Source organism: Mucilaginibacter tolerans, assembly GCF_030519375.1.
Classification (GTDB): Bacteria; Bacteroidota; Bacteroidia; order Sphingobacteriales; family Sphingobacteriaceae; genus Mucilaginibacter.
Window position 1 is genome coordinate 409,021 of sequence record NZ_JAUMKB010000002.1, and the last position, 21,703, is coordinate 430,723.

The 21,703-nt window shown below is 37.9% G+C and carries 11 protein-coding genes; 1 reads left to right on the forward strand and 10 read right to left on the reverse strand.

Annotated elements, in window-relative coordinates; genetic code table 11:
- From Q3A68_RS04450 to Q3A68_RS04475, 6 genes are all read right to left on the reverse strand, one after another.
- Complete coding sequence (locus Q3A68_RS04450) at window positions 1-1,272, reverse strand: glycosyltransferase family 4 protein (RefSeq protein WP_302899845.1); 1,272 nt, start codon at window positions 1,270-1,272, stop codon at window positions 1-3.
- Window positions 1,273-1,297: 25 nt separating this feature from the next.
- Window positions 1,298-2,518 (reverse strand): glycosyltransferase, encoded by a 1,221-nt coding sequence (locus Q3A68_RS04455; protein ID WP_302899846.1) that lies wholly within the window; start codon window positions 2,516-2,518, stop codon window positions 1,298-1,300.
- Window positions 2,519-2,617: 99 nt separating this feature from the next.
- Window positions 2,618-3,118 (reverse strand): acyltransferase, encoded by a 501-nt coding sequence (locus Q3A68_RS04460; protein ID WP_302899847.1) that lies wholly within the window; start codon window positions 3,116-3,118, stop codon window positions 2,618-2,620.
- Window positions 3,119-3,232: 114 nt separating this feature from the next.
- On the reverse strand, window positions 3,233-4,495 hold the full coding sequence (locus Q3A68_RS04465) for a hypothetical protein (RefSeq protein WP_302899848.1): 1,263 nt from the start codon (window positions 4,493-4,495) through the stop codon (window positions 3,233-3,235).
- 39 nt (window positions 4,496-4,534) lie between these two features.
- Window positions 4,535-6,931: a GumC family protein gene (locus Q3A68_RS04470; RefSeq protein ID WP_302899849.1), complete on the reverse strand. Its 2,397-nt coding sequence runs from the start codon at window positions 6,929-6,931 to the stop codon at window positions 4,535-4,537.
- An 8-nt stretch (window positions 6,932-6,939) separates the two neighbouring features.
- A complete protein-coding gene (locus Q3A68_RS04475; protein ID WP_302899850.1) occupies window positions 6,940-7,734 on the reverse strand; it encodes a polysaccharide biosynthesis/export family protein in 795 nt (264 codons plus the stop codon).
- A gap of 1,040 nt (window positions 7,735-8,774) precedes the next feature.
- On the opposite strand from Q3A68_RS04475, the gene Q3A68_RS04480 reads away from it, so the two are divergent.
- On the forward strand, window positions 8,775-10,175 hold the full coding sequence (locus Q3A68_RS04480; protein ID WP_302899851.1) for an undecaprenyl-phosphate glucose phosphotransferase: 1,401 nt from the start codon (window positions 8,775-8,777) through the stop codon (window positions 10,173-10,175).
- Window positions 10,176-10,275: 100 nt separating this feature from the next.
- Here Q3A68_RS04480 and Q3A68_RS04485 read toward each other — a convergent pair whose 3' ends face one another.
- From Q3A68_RS04485 to Q3A68_RS04500, 4 genes are all read right to left on the reverse strand, one after another.
- Window positions 10,276-11,433: a right-handed parallel beta-helix repeat-containing protein gene (locus tag Q3A68_RS04485; RefSeq protein ID WP_302899852.1), complete on the reverse strand. Its 1,158-nt coding sequence runs from the start codon at window positions 11,431-11,433 to the stop codon at window positions 10,276-10,278.
- A 478-nt stretch (window positions 11,434-11,911) separates the two neighbouring features.
- Entirely contained in the window at window positions 11,912-13,255 is a 1,344-nt protein-coding gene (locus Q3A68_RS04490) for a right-handed parallel beta-helix repeat-containing protein (RefSeq protein ID WP_302899853.1), read from the reverse strand.
- A gap of 478 nt (window positions 13,256-13,733) precedes the next feature.
- Window positions 13,734-14,837 (reverse strand): glycosyltransferase family 4 protein, encoded by a 1,104-nt coding sequence (locus Q3A68_RS04495; RefSeq protein ID WP_302899854.1) that lies wholly within the window; start codon window positions 14,835-14,837, stop codon window positions 13,734-13,736.
- 99 nt (window positions 14,838-14,936) lie between these two features.
- Entirely contained in the window at window positions 14,937-21,458 is a 6,522-nt protein-coding gene (locus tag Q3A68_RS04500) for an amino acid adenylation domain-containing protein (RefSeq protein WP_302899855.1), read from the reverse strand.
- Window positions 21,459-21,703 lie beyond the last annotated feature (245 nt).

A 21,703-nucleotide genomic window follows, 5' to 3' on the forward strand; every position in this document is an offset into this window, starting at 1 on the left:
TTAGAGTGCAACATTTAAATTACTGTAGATATCCTTCAATATACCATAATGACGCTCATAGCTCACCTGGTTCGAGATAAATTTATATGCATTTTCACCAAACTCCTTGTTCATATTGTCATCATTCCACAGCTTGATGATCTTTTCGCGCAGATCATCAGCATTGAATGATTCAAACAGCAAACCAGTCTCACCATCATGTATAAGTTCCGGAATACCACCTATCCGCGCACCAACAATTGCTTTCTTAAATGACATCGCCTCAATCACAGAAAACGGATAATTTTCATACCACTCTGACGGGCAAACCGTAAACTGCGCATTGGTGATCAGGTTATAAACCTCTGGCAGGGTTTTATGACCTAACAATTGTACGTTGGTTATATTATTCTCTTTAATATGTGCCTGGAATTCCGGAAGCAGGTTCCCTCCTCCCACTATTTTAAGCGGGATATCTAGTCCGCTGATCGCTTTAAATAATGTAGATACACCTTTTATTTTCTCCAGACGACCTACATATAAAATATATTTCTCGCTGTCATTTTTCTCTTGTGCAGCCAGTGCCTCCCGGTTAAAATTAAAGCACAAATTAGTCAGCCTCAATTTATCTCTGAAAAAATTGAAGTCGTAAAATTTCTTATATAAAAACTCAGAGGGACACAGGAAGTAATCCACATGCTTAAACAGATTCATGTACCGGTGCACATAGTTTTCCAAACCGGCCAATGAACTTGCCATGTATGAGTTCTTCTTACATTTATTGATACCACATTGAATGAAGTAGCCCCCCTTACATTTTTCGCAAATGCTGCCATGTGATATAAAGGAGTTCTCAGGGCATATTAATGTATAATCATGCAGCGTCCAAACAACCGGCACCTGATGCTTTTTAAGTACAGGCAATATGCTCGGCGTAATATAATGGTTGATGTTGTGTAAGTGTGCAATATCGATTTTGGTTTCCGATAGCAGCCGCTCCATATTTATTTTGGCTTGCTTAGAGTAAATACTTTTCCCAAGGGCCTTAACACCACCCACTATGCTTTTATTGGCATTTAATTTTTTATAGTCGATGAAGTCGACAAAGTATTTATCATAACCATAACTTTCAAAGTCTTTATCCGATTTCATTGCGAAAGGGATCACATTATGCCCTTTGCCTTGATAAAGCTTTCTTACATTGTCAACGTAGGTCCAGTCGCCCCCTACCTGAAACCAGACCCAATTCACCATTAATATGTTTAAAGGGTTTTGGCTTTGTAAATTTTCCATTCGCAGATTTTGTACTTCTTAATTATTAAATTGTGTTTGTAATTTTGGGGGCTGCTTGTTTTTCCTTTTCCATTAACTCATCAAAGAAGGTAATAATACGGTCGACTTGAGTTGTATAATCAAATTCAATTTGAGCCAGTTTGCGTCCGTTTTGTCCAACTATTTCGGCTTTACCATAATCAGCAAAAATATCAGACAGTGTCTGGGCCAGACGATCCGGATCATTCGGTTCAGTTAAGAAGGAATCTTTTCTATCTGTCAGATATTGTGGGATAGATCCCGTAGATGTTGTTAATACTGGTTTACCAGTCGACAAATATTCAGCAATCTTAGTCGGAAAACAGTGTTCTGACTGCAGGTTATTAGGCTTGGCCAAAGCTAAAACTGCGGCATTTGTCATTCTTTCTATCATTACAGGTCTGTCTACATATCCGGTAATTTCGATACTATCCTGCATTTTATTTTTATCGATGAATTTGATCACATCTTCTTTATTAGGCGACACATTCAAATCACCCATCAAAACCAATTTCTTGCCTGGGTTCTTTTTAGTAAAAATAGTGTACCCCTGTAGCAGGTCCATTATTCCATCTTTAAACTGGTTAAGTGCTCCGGTATAAACAATCTCGCCACTATTATTCTGAGTATGTTTAAAGTTATTTGTGTTAGTAATAATCGGAACAATAATTTGTTTAGCTCTCTTGTTTATTTTGTCAACAAAATAGTCATATAAGCTATCAGATATAACGATTAACCCGTCAAATACTTTAAACAAGTGTTTAATGTATAGATTAATATATATCTTTCTAAAGAAACTTCGCTCTATTGCAAATACAAAGGGAAATTCACTTATCTCGAGAACAAATTTGCACCTGTCAATCAGACTAAACAACTTATAAGTAAGAATCATATACCACCTGTTATCTACTAGAAGCAAGATATCTGTATTACGTTTTTTTGTGGCTATATAACCCAAAGTATTGAAGAATGAGATAAAGTCGTTAAAGCGCCGTTTTACAAAAGATTGGCTTCTGATGGGGTTTACCGGGTACCTGAATTTAATTCCCTCGTACTCCCCTTGTTTCTCAAAATTCAGCGCTTTGGTTTTATGGCGTTCTGTTGGCCTTGGTACGATAACTTCAACATTATGACCACGTTCCTTAAACCGCCTGGCATATAAATGAATTCTGTTCGTAGCAGCCATTCCATGCGGATAGGCTTCGTTCAATATAATAGTAATGTTCATTATTAATCAAATCAGGGTCTAAAAAACTTAAAAAAATATTAAAACTTTGAGTTTTTAGCCAGTCATTATAACCCCAAACAGGCACAAGATCACATGATTTTATTCGTTTGGCTTATTAATAGGCTTTATAACCTTACAGGGATTACCTGCAGCTACTACATTAGCAGGAATACTTTTAGTTACCAAACTATTAGCACCAATGAGTGAGTTCTCACCAATAGTAACTCCTTTTAAAACAACACAATTTACACCCAGCCAAACATTATCTTCTATTATCACCTCAGCCGGTTCGCTGGTTCTTGGATCGTCCAGGTGCCAGTCGGAATCAGTTATAAGAGTATTTGCACCGCATCGAACATTTTTCCCCAATTTGATCAGTTTGAATGCTCCAATTACCGTACCGCTAAAACCACAACCGTCGCCAATTATTACTTTCGCACCATCACCTTGCGTCGAAATCATACAGGGCCTGTCAATGCCTATCCAGTTACTCCCGACAGCTGAGTTGAAAATGCAATTTTCACCTATCTCTATCTGGCTATTTTTTGATTTGAAGAAACGTGTTGTCCCATAAAATTCTGCTCCCTTGCCCACTTTCACAGTCCAAATATAAGCTCGTAAGTAGTTTCTTTTACCCCAAAATTTTATTAGTTTTTCGTATCTCCAAAATATAGACCTGGTTAATAACATTTTTATTTTTTAATCGACAAGTATTTAACTTAATGCATTATACGCATTCTGATCAGTAGTTGGTTCAGTTACAAGTTGATAATATGTTACCTGCCTTACATTGACATTTACAAAACCAATCAGAAGAGTGATGAAGTAATAAAACGCACCGGAAGAAAAAGTTACATATATAGCGAAACCTCCACACGCTAATATCCAAAAGAAGATTGTAACTTTTGCATTTGTGACCCTTAATATTTTTAAAGGATTCTTTCTGAAAAGGCTGTAAACAAGATAAAAAAAGTATACAATACAGGTTTGTAAACCAAACCACCAGATAGCTAAAAGATACTGATTATCCAACCACTCGTAAGGAGCTTTTCTATCGCCCGACCAATTCCAGGTTGCAGAAGGGCCGACGCCTTTAAACAGTTTTCTTGTATCAAATTGGTCTAAAAATTCCTTTATCTGGCTGCTTCGGCTATCTTCACCCATTCGACCGGTAAATACCGTACTCAAATCCTTTAAGGTTCCAAATTTATCAAGATTAGAAACAACATAATAGGCCGCAAATGTTACCAAAAACCCCATCATAGCTAGTAAAAAATAGCTCCTGCCCTCTTTCAAGTCCCTTCTTAGCTTAATAAACATAATGACCGCCATGATCACGAGGTAACTTCTGGATGCAATAGCAAAGGCAAAAAATGCCAGAGCAGCGATTGAGCCGTATTTGATCAGTTTTGTGAAATTAGTTTTATCGTCATCGTCCAAAAAGTAAAAAGGGTATATCCAAAGTAATGTGACAGTAGTATCCCTTATGGCATTTAGTGCTGCCGACCTGTCTGAAACAGAGCCCAATAAGCCTATTCTTACAAGGTTAAAAACGAACAAAAAGGTACATACATATTTAAAAAACTTAAATAACCGTTCAGTATACGTCGTTTCGGCAGCAAAGTATAATAATCCGAAGTTTATCCAGGTTCCCAATCCTTTTGGTGAGTAAAACAGGGTGGGCGTTGATGCAAATGTTGATAGATCGTTGAATGAAGCAATAAATACCAGGGCAACCATCAAAACATAACATGCGTTGATTATAAATGGGAAATTCCTGTGGTAAGCTACAAAACAATAAATGCTGCAAAACGTGACAAGAATGTTAAATAAAAAGGATATTTTAATATAAAAGGTTCCTGAATCGGCAGCAGAGTCCTCACCATGCATGCTTAGCTGACCTAATATAAGTGCAAAAACATTGACAAAAATCGCAGTAAGAATAAAATAGAATAAATAACGCGTTACCTTCTCCATATATAAACCAAACCTTTATCCTAAATGAGGCGACAATCTCTAAAATCTGCTTAAAAAGCCTCTCATTGCGCGGCCGAATGTATTTTTGGGACGGCTTGTGTAGGTATTGTAATAGCTATTATTATAGTTATAGCCGTACCCATACTTTTCTCTTTTTATACCGTTAAAAATGAGATTTAATTTAGGGAACCTATTCTCATTTTTCACTTCATTTATGAAGTCAAGCTCTTCTTTGAGAGTGTAGCCTTGCCTTATTACATATAAGGCCGCATCAGTTACCCTAGCAATAATCAGGGCGTCAGTAACCAGGTGTATTGGCGGGCTATCGATAATAACAAATTCATATTGCTTGCGAAGAATGTCGATCAGATTATCCAGATTGACTTTTTCCAACAACTCTGAAGGGTTTTCCTGAATCGTACCGGCGCTCATCACATCCAATCCAGGAATACCTGATGGGCGAATAAGGCTGTCGATTGTCAAATGATCGCTTTCCAGGTAATCGCTTATACCCAAATGTTCATCAGGCAATTCAAAAATCGATGCTATTTTAGGTTTTCTAAGGTCCATTTCCAGGATAATAGTCTTTCGTGCGGCGTATGCCAGCGTAACGGAAAGGTTTGCGCTTACAAAGCTTTTACCTTCACCCGATGTGCTGGAAGTAACCACACACACTTTGCCCCCTTCATTAGTACTAAGTACCTGGTATAGTTTTGAACGCAACGCCCTAAATTGCTCACCAATTGCAAAACTGCCGCGTTCTTTGGTTATGACAATCGGAGTTGATGATTCCTGGAAAGAAAGTTCTCCAAGGATAGGAATGTCTACTTCTTGTTCAATTTGCCGGCGGTGAGTAATTTTATCATCGAAGCTATTTCGGGTATAAATAACACCTATCGGAATAAGCATGCCTGCAAAAAGTGCCAGTGCATATACTATTGATGACTTTGGCCATTTTGAATCGCCGGCATGTGCATAATCCACAACTTTGGCATCCGTTACGGTCGAAGCGTATTTTAAAGAAAGCGCCTCACGTTGCTCCAATAAGAAAGAATACAATTTTGCTTCAACATCTTTATCCCTCTGCATCCCTGTCAACTGGGTCTGTTGCCCGGGGACGCTTCTGATCTGGCCTTCAGCCCTTGAGTTGTTTGATTGCAATTGTCCTCTCGTAAGCATCAGGGTTTCCTTGTCATTACGAATTTTCTCTTTTATATTAGCTTGAAGCGTACTAATCTCGTTATTAATAGGCTCAAATACCGGGTTATCGGGTGGGTTATTGGCCAGCAGATTCTGCTTCTTCAGTTCTGCATCTGTAAGCTTATCCAACATTGAGTTCAGGCTCGCATCCTGCAACCCCACAGTTGATGGTTGCTTATTTGCACCCGGCGAGTTAACATAATTCTCAATGCTATTAATAATTCTTATCTGCAAATTAATATCATCAAGCGCTTTCTGACTTGTCTGGGCATCTTGAACATAAGTCTGAGATTGTGCATCAATGTTACCTGTTAGGCCCTGAGAGCTTGCATAGCTCTGTATCTGGGCTTCACTCATGTGCAGGTCTTTCCCTATTGAATCAATACGCTTATTAATAAACCGAATAGTTGCTTCCGTTTTCCTGTTCTTTTCATCAACTGCAGCTTTCAAATAAGTGTTAATCACTGCATTTAGAATATCCACCCCCCGTTGCGGAACAACGTCAGATAGAGACAAGTTAACAAAGGGTACCTCTTTATCGTCCAATGTAGATTTTAGACCACTTACAAAACTGTCGGCAACGTTTGATGGGTCTCCAACTGTTATGCTTATTTTCGATCCAACAAAAGCATCAAGGTATGATGTGGCATCTAATTTCCATAGCCCAAAGTCACTTTGTATATATTGGCCGTACTTAAACTGACTCTGCTTACCATCTTTATCTTCTACCGTAAATCCTTGTGAGTTATTAATTGTAATGTCCAGCTTTATGCCTTTATCATCTATTTTGACAGGCATTTTTATAAACTGAAATTTTACCGGAGAATTTTTGTACAGATCGGTTGAAACCATTCCCTCTTTTTTCGAGTATCCTACCCATAGGTTCATGCTATTTACAACCTGGAGCATGATCTTTTTGGACTTCAATACCTCAACCTCGTTTTCGAAAACCACCGGGGTACTAATCTGATCGAGTTGATTAATGTTGTCTTTATCCTGTTGTCTTATGTCTTGAGATTTACTGTCTTTAAATTCGATAGTTGCATTTATAGGATAAATAGGCTTTGCATATTTTAAATAAAAGAATGCCCCTCCTATAAATATTATTAAGGATAGAAAAAATATAGGCCAATGAAAAACATACTTTTTGAAAACCTTCGCAAAATCCGTTGTTTGATTTTGCGAAACTGGTAATGTTATCGTTGTAAGCCTATTGTCGTTTGTGGTAACAGCCATTGATTTTATTATAGATTTTTACGGTAAACTAGTACTAAAGCTACTACAGAAAGTGCTGAAATGATTAGACTAACTCTCTGGAAGCCTGCTGTATTATTATTTGATATTTTAGAACGGTTTGGCGTTACAACCAATACATCGTGATTTTTTAGATAATAGTATGGTGAATCAAATAATTTCTTCGAATTCAAATCAATTGGAATGTATTCACGTTTTCCGTTGATTTCCCTAACTAAAAATATTTGGCGAACTGCCGTAATATTAAGGTCGCCCGCCATACTCAAAGCTTCAGGTATAGTAACTCTTTCGTTCTGGATTGTAAACACGTCCGGTTTCGCTACATCGCCCAATACCGATATCTTAAAATTAGTAATGCGAATATTAACGATCGGCTTTTTCAGGTAGTTTGAAAGAGACGCCTGCAACTGATCAGTTAAATTAGTTGTGTTTAAGCCAGCTACCTTAATTTGGCCAAGGTATGGCAGATTAATATTACCGTTTAAATCAACCATATACCCTATAACAGCATTCTCAGGAGTTGTTGTATCACCGGTAGTGCCGGTTCCACTTATTCTGTTAAGATTGTAACCAAACAGATTGGCTCCTTCAGACGGACTGGTAACACTGATAGCCAGAATATCACCAGGCTGTATGATCAGCGGAGAAAAGTTGTTAATATCCTCTTTGGTGATGCTGTTTTGATTTAGATCCTGGAAATAAGGAACGTTTTGATAACTGGAGCACGAGCTACAGAGTACTGCAACAAGTGCAAACAAGGCGAATAAAGTTGATTTGAAGTTCATAGTAGGGTTGCTTTAGATGTTGTACATGAGTTCTTGTAACTATTGTGCGTATACAGATTTAGCGATAGTAATATAAGTTTTATTTTTAATAAATAATTAATTTTCACAGGTTGTTACACCCGTATTTTTAACAAATTAATTCATTTAGCCATTTCAAATAAATAGCAGACTTCCGTACATATTTTTTTGATAACGCACTATCAAAATTATCTTTTAATGACTAACAGCCAACCTGATTTATGCCTGGTAAAACAATTATTAATCCGACAAATTGTTTTATATTTCTAACTTAAATCAACTCCTGCTCTATCCCGTTCACATTCGACAAAGAACAACTATTTTTTGTAGAAAAAGTTTCACCTGGTAAACTATTTTTACAATCGACATTTAACGACTTACATTAGATGAATGTTTCAATTACAAATTAAATCAGCGCGTTAAATAGTATTTGCCAATTACGAAAAAGCATACCAAAGGGCCGCAAACCAAGGCAGAAAGTTAATAATGCTGATCAATAGGTAATAATAATAAAGCTATAGTTAGAACAATTTTAACTTTTACATAAAGAAAAAAGTGATCAGACGAGATATTTCTTGCCCCTATTGTTTATTTCCGGAAAGTGCTAACTTTTAATTCATTAAATACGTACTAGGTCACCAATCTTATTGATCGTAATATTAAAATCATATTAACTAACCTAATTTCCGATGACCAACAATGGCCTTAATTGCAAACAACTGTTTTGTATTAAGTACAATATTTTCACAACAGCAAATACTTTTTGGAGCATAAAAATGCTTGTATAAAGTTTTACTCAAATGGGGATTTTTTTTCCCGGACGAGAACGTATTTTTTCTTCTTAGAAAATTAACCAACAATTTATTAGTTAAATATTTATGCGTTTAGTTATCGCATATGGGGATTTTCCTTTGTATATGTAAATAAAAGGAGAATTTTTTTGAAAAAAATATATAAGAAGTAGCAAAATTTATTTTAATGCATAGTTATTGCATAATAGTAAATATCAATCCTATTGAACTATGGTACACAGGTACAAACAATTTCATAATGTCATTAATATAACATTAGATTATTTGTTGCTGAACATATCATTAATCCTTGTTTACAGTTGGAATAATCACACTATACTCTCCTGGATAAATGATAAAAGCTACCTTCCGGCGGTTTTGGTGTTTAACCTTTTATGGCTGCTCTCTTCCAACATCACCAGTTTATATAACAATGTTTCAGACATTGACCTTAAGGTCTATCATAATGTAGCCAGAACGTATTTGTTATACCTTGGCCTGATATGTTTCATCATATTGGCTATGATGGGTACTAAATCATACTTTATCACCAGAGAATATTTATTTTACTCCATGTCGCTGTTCGGAATATTTCTGGGGATATGGAAAGTGATATTTTTCGCTATAAGAAAGAGTGATAAGGTATTGATGAATAACTCGCGCAATGCAATTATTGTTGGTGCCAGCCGGGCCGGTAATGAACTTTACAATCAATTCAACAACAAAATATTAAAGGGTTATAATCTGTTGGGATTTTTTGATGACGAACCATCGCGGGTTAACCCCAAACACCTTTATTTGGGTAATACCAGTTTATGCATGGATTATGTTCTTAAAAATAATGTTGAAGAAATCTTTTGTGCTCTGCCATACTCTGAACATAAAACTATCGAGCGTTTGATGTCCGACTCGGACAAGAATCTGATCAGATTTAAGATTGTACCTGAGTATCACGAATATTTTAAAAATACATCTTACCTGCAAAATCTAGGAAATATTCCTATACTGACCGTAAGAGCTGAACCTTTGGAAAACATTGTTAACAGAATTGTTAAGCGTGCTTTCGATATCGTGTTCTCTTTGACGGTAATAATTTTCCTTTTCTCCTGGTTGTTTCCAATAATAGCGATCCTTATAAAATTAGGATCAAAAGGTCCTGTATTTTTCAAACAGATGCGTTCGGGACGTGACAATCATGCTTTTACATGCTATAAATTCAGAAGCATGAAAAAGGACAATAAAGCTGAGCACGTTCAGGCAACCAAAGGTGACGCCCGGATAACCAAACTTGGCGCCTTTATGCGTAAAACCAGCATTGATGAGCTTCCGCAATTCTTTAATGTATTGATCGGTAATATGTCAATTGTAGGTCCGCGCCCGCACATGCTAAGTCATACAGAGCAATATGCGCAATTGATAGATCAGTTTATGGTCCGTCATTTTATGAAACCAGGAATAACCGGATGGGCACAGATCAACGGCCTGCGTGGCGAAACAAAGACAACTGAAGCGATGCTTGAGCGTGTTGAGGCTGATGTATGGTATCTTGAAAACTGGACCTTCATGCTCGATTTGAAAATCATTGCACTTACCTTCTGGAAGTCTGCCACGGGAGACAAAAACGCTTATTAACAGGTATCCCCTTAATAAATTTAAACCCTCATTTTTGAATAGAATAGTATTAACCTGCTTTCTATTCAAAATGGGGGTTGTCCATTTACCAAATTTAAGATTAAAGCTTTAATGTAACAATTACAGACGGTAATATTCCGCCATCAATATTTGCATTCAGGATATTGGTGTTCCAGCCCTGCGGTTGAGTAGCGGTGCTCGGGTCCCACCACGCGTCCATTTCTGCTCCTGATGTCTGGAAATATTTTACTTTGTTGTAACTTATGGTTACATCGGTACTAGCAGCGCCAGAATAGTTTCCGTATGCTATGCCCACCATCGTAAATGGTGTTGCCTTACCATAAATGGTGTTATGATCCATTTTGATATGGCTGCCACCTTGTACCTGAGCACCTACGGCTCCAGGGTTAACCAAAACATTATAACGGGCTACTTGGTATGTACCACCCACATCACCCAAAACAATACCTGCACCACCACCTGAATCATGCTGTACCTGGCCACCTCTGATATAGTTGCCAACAACCATGATTGAATCCCCAGGTAGTCCATTTGACTGATAAAGGCTCAAGCCATCCTGCGGATGCTGTGCAACACCTGTTACATCTTCACACTTATTATATGCAATCTGGCAACCGCTGCCATTCACATTGTTAAACTGTACAAAATTGCCTGAAGGGAACGGGCCGTTCATATTAAGGAACTGGTTATTGTTTACCTTCACGGTTGTACAGTACATGGCATTAACTCCTGCCCTTACATTGGTAACAAAGCAGCTGTCAATAGTCACATTTGTGCAATTATTAAGCACAATACCATCGTTAGTTGAGTTCATCACTTTACATTTAGTGATGTGCACATTGGTGCAATTATTCAACTTGATTCCTACTGTAGCTCCGTTACCTACATTGATTGAATCGCCACTGATAGTGATATTGCTCTGATTATTCAAACTAATTGGTGCGGATGCTTTGTAGACGATGCTGGCCGATGTACTCGATGTACCGGTGGTGCTGCCAGTTTTTCCAGTTGTGCCTGTGGTACCAGTAGTTCCCGGCGAGCCTGTTGTCGATCCAGTTGTTGTTCCTGTAGAAGTACCGGTTGAAGATGAGGAGCCTTTAACGACTCCCGAAGTATTAACCGAACTGGTGTCCGGTATGGTTGAGTCATCTTTTTGGCAGGATGTTATAACTAATGCTGCAATTAAAGCAAACGGATAGATAAGAGAAGCCATACGGCTTTGTCCAGGTCTGATCATAGTAGTTAAATTAATTATGCCTTTTTGAACGACATTTTCAGAATTTTAGTTTACTGAAAATTATTCTTCGGGATTATTAACGTCTGCAAAATATTTAAAATATCTGGTTGTCAAAGAATTATACTTTCCACATTTTTATGCACATTTTTTAATTACTATGCAAAAAAACGCTCATTCAGTTAAGAATTTTAGTGATACTAAAGACATCATGACTTCTAATTAATAATCGAAACCAAAAGGAAAAGAGAAAGCGATTAGCACATTTACCAGTATGCTAACCGCTTTACCTATAAGCCCATCTACGATTTTATAAACAAGACAGACACATTTACCGGGGTCAATTATCAACCAATTAACCTTCAATAGCTTTTCTACATAATTTTTAGTAATTACACATAAAAAGATAAACCCGGCTATATTTACATATCAACCGGGTTCGTTCTTTCGATCAGTTAAATTATCTTTCCTTTGGAACTTGTTATAAGTTGAGCGTAATAATTGAGGATGGTAATATACTTGCGTCAATAGTTGCTTTCAGAATATTAGTGGTCCATCCCTGTGGCTGACTTGCTGTACTTGGATCCCACCATGCATCCATTTCTGCTCCTGATGTCTGGTAATATTTTACTTTATTGTAACTCATGGTTACATCGCTGCTTGCTGCTCCGGAATAGTTACCGTAAGCTATACCTACCATTGTGTATGGCGTTGCTGTACTATAAATGGTGTTATGGTCCATTGTGATGTGGCTACCGCCCTGCACCTGTGCGCCAACTGCTCCCGGGTTAACCAGGACATTATAACGAGCTACCTGATACGTACCGCCAACGTCACCCAAAACAATACCTGCTGCACCACCTGAATCATGCAGCACCTGGCCGCCTCTGATATAGTTGCCAATAACCATAATTGAGTCCCCAGGCAAACCATTTGACTGGTAAACACTCAAACCATCCTGAGGGTGCTGTGCAACACCTACTATATCTTCGCACTTGTTATATTTAATCTGACATCCACCACCGTTCACATTGTTAAACTGTACAAAATTTCCTGAAGGGAATGGTCCGTTCATATTAAGAAATTGGTTACTATTTACTTTTACCGTAGTACTATACATAGCATTGACACCTGCCCTTACGTTCGTAATAAAGCAACTGTCAATAGTCACATTTGTACAATTGTTAAGTTGGATACCATCATTAGTAGAGTTCATTACTTTACATTTGGTAATGTGCACATTGCTGCAGTTGCTGAGGCGAATACCTACCGTACTACCATTACCAACATTGATCGAATCACCGCTGATAGTGATATTGCTTTGATTACTCAAACTAATTGGCGCCGATGCTTTATAGGTAAAATGTGTAGATCCGGAAGTACCAGTTGTTGTTCCGGTGGTAGTGCCGGTTGTACCTGTTGTTCCAGTGGTGGTACCAGTAGTAGTGCCGGTTGTCCCAGTTGTTCCTGTGGTTCCAGTGGTCGTACCGGTTGTAGTCCCAGTTGTACCTGTGGTTCCAGTAGTCGTACCGGTTGTAGTCCCAGTTGTACCGGTGGTTCCAGTGGTCGTACCGGTTGTAGTCCCAGTTGTACCTGTGGTTCCAGTAGTACCGGTTGTGGTTCCACCTGTTGACTTATGAGTTGTATCTATGTAACCAGTACCGTGGTGACGGTTATAATCTATGCTATTTGAGGCAGCAGTTGAACCAACTGTTGCGACTGGAGGTGTTACTGAAGAATCTTTTTGACATGATGAGAATGTAGCAGCAGTTAGTAATGCCAGAGAGCACATTACACTTGCCAGGGGGCCTTTTAATTTTTTCATTTTCATAACAGCATTTTAGGGTTTCTTCTACGCTGGCATAAGCACCGAAGTTTCATAAAAATTAATTATGAGGAAAAAAAATTAATATATACTTTAATTGATTTCGGAAAAAAAACTGATTTTCAATATGTTATAGTTTTCAAGTTTTTTATGAATAAGCTATAACCTATGACGTTTTCCATAGATTTTTCAGAGAAAAATAGCCCGGTATTAAATTATTTTCCACCAGAAAACGTCAAACATCACGACTTTGTCACAAGTTTTTTACAAACAAGCAATCCAGTGAGATTGAAATCATTAGGTGTTTTAAGAAGAAAAATTGAGCCGTGGTAGGGACTGGTCGATTCAAATAATATTCTTTTCTACGACGAGCATGATACGTAATATTTAAAGGTCAGGGATATATGCCTGACCTTTAAATATTATTTGCATATTATGAATTATGCCAGTTATTTCTCTGAATTAACATTTAAAATCATCACACATTCTCCAAAACCTTATTATAGAAGTCGACATAATTGTTTGCAGTTGTGGAAATAGTATACGTTCTCAAAAATGATTGCCGAGCTTGTAGTATCTGTTGCTTATTTTCTGTATGATCAAGGGCTTTTTCTATATTACTTATAAAGGACTCCTTAGATTCAAGGCTTGAAATATAGCAATTCGGCATATTGGTACCGATCTCAATATGCGGAGGTATATCCGAAAGAACACATGGAATACCAGCGAAAAATGCTTCCAATACTGTTATCGGCAATCCTTCCCACAATGAGGCATTAAAAAAACAATCGCAATTGCTCATTAAAGAATAAACTTCCTCCTGTGTTTTGGTACCGATAAAATGGATATTAGATATCTTGCTAAAATTCTCAAGATCCTGCTCTGCGGTTTCCTGCTTTATTCCGCACACTAAAAAATGCACATTTTTGCCCTCAAAATGCTGCGCCACTTCGCACACCATATCATAATTCTTCTGTTTTGACAATCTCCCAACACACAATACGAACCTATGTGCAACGCCATTGTTATTAAATTGCCTTAATATTGGAAGTGCACGATCATCAATTTTCAACTTGGGTATCCCGTTTTGGATAGCTACGCTCAGGCAGTCTCTTTTGGGATTTAAATCCAACGCAGAGTACGAACAATATATACTAGGTGTATGTTCGTTAAATCTATGGGTCATCCGGCTCCATTCTTCAGGAGCATTGTGTACGGTAATAACATGTCTGTTTTTCAACCTCTTTAAAGCAAATCTTAAACAAATACTTACAATTAAATGTGAGGTAGAAATATGCGTATTAATAATATCCGGGTTAACTGCTGAAAGTGTTTTTATAATACCCTTGATAGTATTAACTATAGTAATATTTCTCCCCGGTCTTCTATTGAGAAAATAAAGATCAACAGATTTTTCCCGTAAGCCTTGTACCAAAAGCTTCTGGAAATCTGAATTTATAAGCTCGTCAATTATAATTATCGAAACATCATGCCCAAGCTCTTTCTGTTCCATCGCCAATGACGCTACAAAAGTCTGTGCACCACCAGCATCCAAATTCATTATTATGTGATTTATTTTCATTTAAGTAGTTATACGCTACACTTAGGGCATTTTTATTGACCTAATCTTTACTATAGTTTTGTTTGTGTTTAAATTAATATTAACCGATAAACATTCAATTTATGTGTTCTTATTTGCTTCAGCGCTGGCGTTGTCGAGTACTTCTTGTAAAGCTCTGGCAAATGCCTCTACATTTGGCTTTAATAACATAGTCCTGTGGTCTCCTGGAATTAAAAACTCCTTCATCCCTTTTAACGCATATTTTTTCCATCCCAAATATACTTTGTCATCAGTATAGTGCAAACAATGTGTGGCTCTGAATAAGTATACAAACCCGTCAAATGGCTCCATTTTTGATTTTCTGTAGGAATCGTAATAAGTGGATCTGATGTGTTTCATTAACTTATAAAATTCCTGATCGCCACTTTCTTTGGCCAGTTTTATCGCATCATAACGATATTGCTTATCCTCCAGATATATACTCCTTTGCTTCTGAATTGTTTTATTAGGGCTACTGATAAATGAAATACCCAAATTTATCCACTTTCGGATATGCCTGTTGAGCTTTTTGGGCAGCATGGTAAAAAAGTCGTCGGTGTAATCAGCATAAGTATCAATTATGGCCAGCACCACAACCTGTTTATTTAATGCCTCAAACTGTTTCCTCATTTCAGTAGCTATAAAACCACCCAATGAATACCCGGCAAGAGCATAAGGGCCGTTTGGATCATGCTCAATTATCTCCGAAACATATATTTTGGCTATCTCACTTATTGTAGTAACAGGAGGAAATTTTCCGCCAAGTCCAAGCGCTTGAATGCCAAAAACAGGTTGATCCTTATCGAGGTACATAGCAAGGTCGGCGAAATTCATAACATTCAAGCCAACGCCATGTATAAAATACACCGGCATTTTACTACCGGATGGCTTTATGGGAACCAGCGATTTAGAAATCTTTTCAGTATCATTCTCGTTCAGGAACGCATTTAACGACTCAATATTACTATATTTAAATAAAACAGAGATCGGCAATATTTTACCTGTGTGTTTTTTTATTTGATTTACGATTTGGACAGCCAATAGCGAGTGGCCTCCTAAGTCGAAAAAGTCGTGTGTCACGCCAATATTGCCAACTTTTAATACGTCTTCCCAAATCTTAACCAATAGGTTTTCTGATTCAGTACGTGGAGCCACATATTGATCTTTAATCTGTTCTTCGGCATTAAATTCAGGCAATGATTTTTTGTCAATTTTTCCATTGGCTGTAAGTGGTATATTATCTACTTCCATCCATAATGTCGGAACCATATAATCCGGCAATTTACTTTTAAGGAAAGCTATAACAGACGCCCGGTCATAATTCTCTTTACCAACCAAGTAACCAACCAGACGTTTTTTCTTATCCTTATCAGCTTTAGCTAGTACAACAGCCTGGCTTACCTGTTCGCATTGGCGAAGAACGCTTTCTATCTCACCCAGTTCAATGCGGTACCCTCTGATCTTAACCTGGTCATCCTTGCGGCCAATAAATTCCATATTCAGGTCTGGAAGCATTCGTCCAAGGTCGCCTGTCCGATACATCCGGCCACCAGCTTTATCACTGAAAGGATCTTTTACAAAGGCGTAGTCAGTTTTTTCTTTATCGTTTGCATATCCACGGGCCACACCTACCCCACCAATGTATAATTCTCCGACAACTCCGATAGGTGCAGGCTGTAGCTTTTCATTTAAGATATAAAAGAAGTTATTATTCATTGGCCGGCCATAAGGTATACTCCCCCAGTTGCTTTCGACCCTTTCTACAGGGTAAAAGTTAGACCACACTGTGCCTTCTGTGGCACCACCAAGACTAATAACTCGGGTATTCGGAAAATAAACCTTTATACGGTCAGGAAGATTAACAGGTATCCAGTCCCCGCTCATAAACACTACACGAAGAGTTTCTTGCAAATATGATCTGTCATGGGCTTCGAGTTCCCGTACCAGATAATCCATCGTAGTTGGCACAGTATCCCAGAATGTTATCTTATAGGTTAACATCATATCCTTCAACCTGGGTACATCCAACAATTCGTTCTGTTGAACGATAACCAATGATCCGCCAGCAGATAGCATACCGAAAACATCGTAAACCGAAAGGTCGAAACACATTGATGTAATGAAGAGTAAACGATCATCAGGACCAACGTTAAACTCGGTATTTACCCATAATACCAGGTTGACAGCCATATGATGCTCAATCATTACGCCCTTTGGCCGCCCCGTAGAGCCGGATGTATAAATTGTATAGGCCAGTTGGGTACTATCAATCTTTAGCCCAGGATTGTCTTTACTGCACTCTCTCAGATCGATTTCTTTAAGTCTGACGAATAACTCCGGTGAAACAAGTGATGCAAGCGGGTATTCTCCATCGGTAACTACTTTTTTGACCGATGAATTTTGAAGAATATACTCTTGCCTGTCAATCGGATATTCAGGGTCAATAGGAACATATGCCCCTCCTGCTTTAAGGATACCAAACATGCCCACGATCATGTGAAAGTTCCGTGTAACTAATAAAGCAATATTATCACCCTTGTTTACTCCACTTTGGATCAGGTAATGGGCCAGCTGATTTGCCCGTTCGTTTAATTCCCGGTACGTCATGCTTTCGTCGTGCTGGCGTAAGGCAATAGCATCCGGGGTTCTTAATACCTGTTCCTCAAAAATATCAGCAAGTGTCTTTTCCTTCGGATAATCAACCAGTGTATCATTAAATACGTCGAAGAGCTGGTGTTTGTCTTCTTTGGTAAGAATATCAATGGCAGCTATACTTTGTTTGGGGTCCTGAGCTATAGCTGCTAGCAGATTCTCGAAATGACTTAGCATCCGATGCATCTGTGTATCACTGTAGATATCAGTATTATATTCTAAAATCAGTTCCAATCCATTTTTTGATTCGGAAAATATAAAGTTGACATCATATTTGGTTACTCTGTGTTCCCCTGTTTTATACCGACTGGTATGTAATCCGTTCAATGTAAATTCAGCGTCCTGATCCATCGAGTTTTGCAACACCACCATTACATCAAATAATGGATTACGGTTGACGTTTCTGGGTAATTTCAGTGAATCAACCAGTTCATCATATGGATACAACTGATGCTCGTAGGCGCTTAAAGTCACTTCCCTGACATGTTTATATAAGGCTTCAAAGCTACCCAAACCATCAAAACGCGTACGGATAGCCAATGTATTGACGTAGAATCCTATCTGGTTCCCCAGATCGGGATGTTCACGGCCCGCTATTTCGCTACCAATTACGATATCTTCCTGGCTGGTGTACCTGTACATCAGGGCATTTACGCATGCCAGTAAACTCATAAACAAACTTCCGCCTAATGCTTTTCCGATCCTGTTTAATTTATCAAATACATTATTGTCAATAGTTGTGGTAACGCATGAACCATTAAACGTTTTAATAGCCGGACGCTCTTTTTCTGCAGGCAGTTCCAGGATAGGCAGTTCTCCTTCGAACTGCTTCAGCCAATATTCTTTATGAGGTATAAGATTATCAGAATGCAGGTATTTATTATGCCAGGCCGCATAATCTTTATATTGTATGCTTAACGGTGCCAGTTGAGGAGCAGCCCCTGTTGAATAAGCGTTGTATAATACACCCCATTCTTTGCGGAAAATATCCATTGACCAGCCATCACTTATAATGTGATGATGCACCATAATCAGAACATGCTTATCATCTTCTAATTGAACAAGGTGACATCTCCACAGGGGACCTTCTATAAAATCAAAACCTCCGAAGCTTTCAAGCTCTATTATTTGATTTAATACTGCATATTTATCTGCATTTTTTGTTAAATCAGTTTCTTTGAGTTCAAAAACATACTTATCAGGGCTTATAACTTCCTGGAAGACAGCACCGGATTCATTCTCTTTAAAGTTCGTTCTTAAAATTTCATGGCGTAATGCCATTGCTCTAAATGCATCCGTTAAAGCAATTTTATTTAAATGACCTTCCAGTGAAATGACATACGGAATATTGTATGCACTCTGAGCACCCTCAAAATGATTTAGTATCCATAAACGTTTCTGTGCCGAAGATAACCTGTATTCGTCAGCTTCAGGGATAGTTTCTATGGCCTCATATGTATTCAATTCTCTATTAGTTATCATTGAGGCCTGGTGTTCAATAGTACCTTTAGAAAAAAGTTCGTTCAATGGTAATTTTACTCCCAATTCTTTATGTATTAATGCAAGTAGACGTATAGCTTTTATACTATGTCCACCCAGATCAAAAAAATCATTTTTTAACCCGATGGTTTTTTCGGGTATATTTAATACTTTGGCCCATAGCTTCACCAGAGATTTTTCAATTTCTGTTGAAGGTGCTATGTGAGGAGGCTTAAATATAACACTACTTTCCGGAATTGGCAACGCCTTCCTGTCTACTTTGCCCGTAATTGTAATGGGTATTGAATCCAAATGCACATAATACCCCGGCACCATATACAACGGAAGCTGTTCCTTCAAATAGTCCTTTAATTCGTTAGCCGTTGCATCACCGGCCGTATACGCGATTAGTTCATTATCAGTTTCGTTTATGGATGCAGCAATAATAATCGCTTCCCTTACTTTATGATGTTTCCGGAGCACAGAAGCTATCTCCTGTAATTCAATTCTGAAACCACGTATATTCACCTGATCATCTGCCCGTCCCACGTATTCCAGGTTACCGTCAGGCAACCATCTTCCTAAATCCCCAGTGCGGTATATTCGTTTTTCATTTTTGAACGGATCAGCTATGAACTTTTCTTTGGTTAACTCCGGCCTGTTCAAATATCCTCGACTGACGCCATCGCCACCAATATAGATTTCACCCAATGCGCCAAAAGGCAACAGACGCTGATGATCATCCAATATGTATATATCGGTATTAGCTACCGGACGACCGATAGGTACGAAGACATGGTACTTATCAGACTGTTCCGCTTTATATTCAACCGAGGTAATTGTCGTTTCTGTAGGGCCATATTCGTTAATGAACATAAAACTACCCTTCCACTTTTGAGCAAGTGATGGAGAACAGGTTTCGCCTGCTGTTATCACCCGCTTTACATTACTCATATCGTCTATAGATAATTCGACTAAGACCGCCGGCACGGTATGAATATGGCTTACCTTCTTAACTATAATATAGTTTTCCAGCGCCTTAAGATCAGATACGGTAGATTTATCAGGAACAACTAATGCAGCGCCGGTCAAAAGCGCTATCCAGAACTGTTCGGTAGAATGATCAAAAATGATGGTAGTAAATTGCAGCACTCTTTCATCAGAAGTGATTTTATATACTTCGCGTTGTGACCATATCAGATTTACTACATTTCTGTGCTCAACTAATACCCCTTTCGGATTACCAGTTGAATCGGGAGTATAAATACAATATACGAGGTTATTACCTTTAGCCCCATTTTTAAGATTATCTTTATTATAGCTGTTTTTTACTTTTTTAAATCGCTCGATCTCCTCTCCGTCTATTAATATACCGCAGGCGCTATCATTTATCATGTAGTTAATGCGCTCACCCGGATAGTCCGGATCGATTGGAACATATGCACCACCCGCTTTTAGTATACCAATTATTGCAATAATCAGCCATTCCCCTCTCTCCAGTTTAAGACCAATAAGGTCATCAGGCTTTACATCGTATGTATTTCTCAAATAATCGCCGAACTGATTACCAAGGATATTTAATTCCTTATAGCTAATTTCAAAGTCATTAAAAATTACTGCTATGTTATCCGGAGTCTTATTTACCTGTTCTTCAAATAAATCAATAAGAGATTTATCTTTTGGATATTCAATCGCAGTATTATTAAGTTCATGTAAAAGCTTATGCTCCTCTGCTTCTGTTAAAATAGGTAGCAGCCCGATGTTCTTTTTGGGATTGGCAATTATTGAACTAAGCAATATTTTGAAGTGGTCTATGATACGGCTGATTATGTCCTCTTTATAAAGATCCGAGTTGTATTCAATTCTGCTTTTTAGTACAGAACCTTCTTCTTTAACAAAAAGTGTAACATCTGATTCAAGGGTATATTCCGATGGGATTGCAACACCATTCTGTAATATGAACATCACCTGGTACAAAGGGTTAGAGCGTAAGTCTGCATCTTCAGATATTAAGGCCGTTAATTTGTCAAATGGAACATTTTGATGCTGATATGCATCATTTACAGTCGCATTTACGCTTTGGAGTAATTCTTCGAAAGTATTGCTATTGTTAATTTCTGTCCGTAAAGGAAGTATACTTAGATAGTTGTGACGACTGCTATTTACACCAGCATTGCAAATAACATTTCCTACACATATATCATCCTGTGAGCTATACCTGTATAACAAAACCTTATAAGCAGATAACAGGGTGACAAAAAGCGTTACTTTTTGTTCATCGCTAAATTTCGTTAATTGTTCCCTTAATTTTTCGTCGACAATGAACTCGGAGCTACGTTTATTATTACTTTTTTTATTAGATCTGGCTGAATCTGTGAATAAGTTTAATGGCTTTACCCGCTTCAGCTTATGTGTCCAATAATTTAGTTCCGGTTCAAAAGGCATGTTTTCAGATAAAGTAAGGTTTGACATATTGATAGTATCTACTCAAATAATCCCTCGTTAACTAGTAACTAAAATAACTAATTAATAAAACATTCAAGTTAGACGAGTCGGCTTTGTACGTGTATTTTTCAAATCTTAGTTCTTAACTTACAATTATTATACCACACGAATAATCATTTTTATAGCAGGCCGTAAAAATTGAAACGCAAAGAAAATTTGTATTAAACAAAAACAAGAAACGCCTTAAGTTCAACACTTAAGACGTTTTATAT

Excerpts from the sequence above, each read along its gene's own strand:
- Q3A68_RS04450 (WP_302899845.1), bottom strand. The coding sequence starts at position 1,272 with ATGGAAAATTTACAAAGCCAAAACCCTTTAAACATATTAATGGTGAAT.
- Q3A68_RS04455 (WP_302899846.1), bottom strand. The coding sequence starts at position 2,518 with ATGAACATTACTATTATATTGAACGAAGCCTATCCGCATGGAATGGCT.
- Q3A68_RS04465 (WP_302899848.1), bottom strand. The coding sequence starts at position 4,495 with ATGGAGAAGGTAACGCGTTATTTATTCTATTTTATTCTTACTGCGATT.
- Q3A68_RS04470 (WP_302899849.1), bottom strand. The coding sequence starts at position 6,931 with ATGGCTGTTACCACAAACGACAATAGGCTTACAACGATAACATTACCA.
- Q3A68_RS04475 (WP_302899850.1), bottom strand. The coding sequence starts at position 7,734 with ATGAACTTCAAATCAACTTTATTCGCCTTGTTTGCACTTGTTGCAGTA.
- Q3A68_RS04480 (WP_302899851.1), top strand. The coding sequence starts at position 8,775 with ATGGTACACAGGTACAAACAATTTCATAATGTCATTAATATAACATTA.
- Q3A68_RS04485 (WP_302899852.1), bottom strand. The coding sequence starts at position 11,433 with ATGATCAGACCTGGACAAAGCCGTATGGCTTCTCTTATCTATCCGTTT.
- Q3A68_RS04490 (WP_302899853.1), bottom strand. The coding sequence starts at position 13,255 with ATGAAAAAATTAAAAGGCCCCCTGGCAAGTGTAATGTGCTCTCTGGCA.
- Q3A68_RS04495 (WP_302899854.1), bottom strand. The coding sequence starts at position 14,837 with ATGAAAATAAATCACATAATAATGAATTTGGATGCTGGTGGTGCACAG.
- Q3A68_RS04500 (WP_302899855.1), bottom strand. The coding sequence starts at position 21,458 with ATGTCAAACCTTACTTTATCTGAAAACATGCCTTTTGAACCGGAACTA.